The 1,784-nt window shown below is 64.8% G+C and carries 2 protein-coding genes; one reads left to right on the forward strand and one right to left on the reverse strand.

The window, feature by feature from the left end; all coding sequences use genetic code 11:
• Positions 1-841: DNA ligase (locus tag ABNU97_RS17720; RefSeq protein WP_348767985.1), on the reverse strand; the 841-nt coding region annotated here is incomplete at its 3' end.
• Positions 842-929: 88 nt separating this feature from the next.
• Here ABNU97_RS17720 and ABNU97_RS17725 point away from each other — a divergent pair.
• A partial coding sequence (locus ABNU97_RS17725) for a polysaccharide deacetylase family protein (RefSeq protein ID WP_348767986.1) occupies positions 930-1,784 on the forward strand: 855 nt, incomplete at its 3' end.

Below are 1,784 nucleotides of genomic sequence, written 5' to 3' on the forward strand. Positions count from 1 at the left end.
GTCGCCGGAGAAAACGGGCAAACCGCGGCAGGCCGGTCGCGGTTTCGCCGTTGTATCGGTAGGTAATCCAGCTGCCGACCGGCGGTGGCTCGGCACGCTCCGCGTCGGTGAAGCCGTTGCCGATGGCGAATTCGCGGCCGTCGGGTGTACGCACGTCGAGCGAGCCCATCAGCCCCTCGAGCCGGCCCTGACCGGGGTTGATGGCGGTGACGATGGCTTCGGCGTCGTCGTAGGGCTTGAGCTTGAGCAGGTCGTCGCTGCGCCCGGAACGATAGGGCGCGTCCCCGCGGTGCAGAATGAGGCCTTCGCCCCCGCGGGCGAGCACGGCGTCGAGTGCTGCATCGAGCGCGGCCGCATCCTCGACCTTGAACTGACGAATCGCCACTACCCAGGGCTGGTCGATTGCAGCGACGGTTTCGCGAATGGCCGGCACGCGTTTATCGAAATTGCCGCCGTGCGCGGGCAGGTCAAATACGCGATAGCTGATCTGGCGCCAGTCGCTATCCTGGGCGTCGTGCGTTCGCAGGATGCCGGAAACGCGGGCGAATTCGCCGTAGTCTATCCACAGCTCACCGTCCATGGACGTATCGGGCCAGCCGGCGGTGAACCAGGCCGGCGGATCAATCGGCGTGCCGCCGCGGGTGATCAATGACGTGCCGGTCCAGTAGCCGCGTACGCCGTCGTATTTTTCGCTTACCCAGTAGTCGGCCAGATCGGTCTGGCCGTCATAACGCTCGGCGAGTGTGACCTGCGGCGGCTCGGCCGCCGCGAGCGCGCCCGCGAGTAGTACCAGCAGTACGCCGATCAGAAACCTGGGTCGCTTCGTGTGTCCAGAATGCATCGCTTGCCCCCACCCTCGACGCTAGCGCAGATGGCCGACGTATGCATCCCGCAATTACACTTGAGCAGCCATTCCTGCCTGTATTGCCATGCCACGAACCACTCGAAGCCACGGGCGCTATCGTTACAGCGCCATCGTCGACCGGCCGGACTTCGATTGGCCCGAGGGCCGGCGGCTGGCGGTGTATATCGGGCTGAATCTTGAACACTTCGATTTCGGCCAGGGCCACGGCGCCGCGCTTGCGACCGGGCGGCGCGAACCGGATGTGCTCAACTATTCCTGGCGCGACTACGGCAACCGCGTGGGGGCCTGGCGCATGCTGGAGATGTTCGAAGCACTTGATCTGCCGGTGGGGTTGATCGTGAACAGCTCGATCGCCGACTACTGCCCCGAACTGGTCACCGCCTATCGAGAACGCCTGCATACCGAGCTGATCGCCCACGGGCGTACCAACAGCGAATCCCAGAACGAATTCGACGAAGCCGGCGAGGCTGCATTGATTGCCGAATCACGCTTTCGTCTAAGCCAAACGTTCGACGAAACGCCTGCCGGCTGGCTCGGCCCGTGGATCGCGCAAAGCGAGATCACCCCGGATCTGCTGGCCGAAGCCGGCTTTGGCTATCACCTGGACTGGTGCCACGACGATCAACCCACCTGGATGGCCACCCGCGACGGCGGACGCATTCTATCGGTGCCTTACCCGCAGGAGATCAACGACATCCCGTCGATCGTGGCCCACCATATCGACTATCGCGAGTTCGCTGCCCGTATCGTCGACCAGTTCGACGAGATGCGCGAGCAGGCGCGACAGCAGCCGCTGGTCATGGGCATCGCGCTGCACCCTTATATCGTCGGCCAGCCGTTTCGCCTGCGCGTCTTACGCCAAGCGCTGGCCCATGTCGCGGCCGCGCGCGACGATGTCTGGTTGACCACGCCGGGCGCG

Origin of the sequence: uncultured Salinisphaera sp. (assembly GCF_964012375.1) — a bacterium.
Lineage (GTDB): Bacteria > Pseudomonadota > Gammaproteobacteria > Nevskiales > Salinisphaeraceae > Salinisphaera.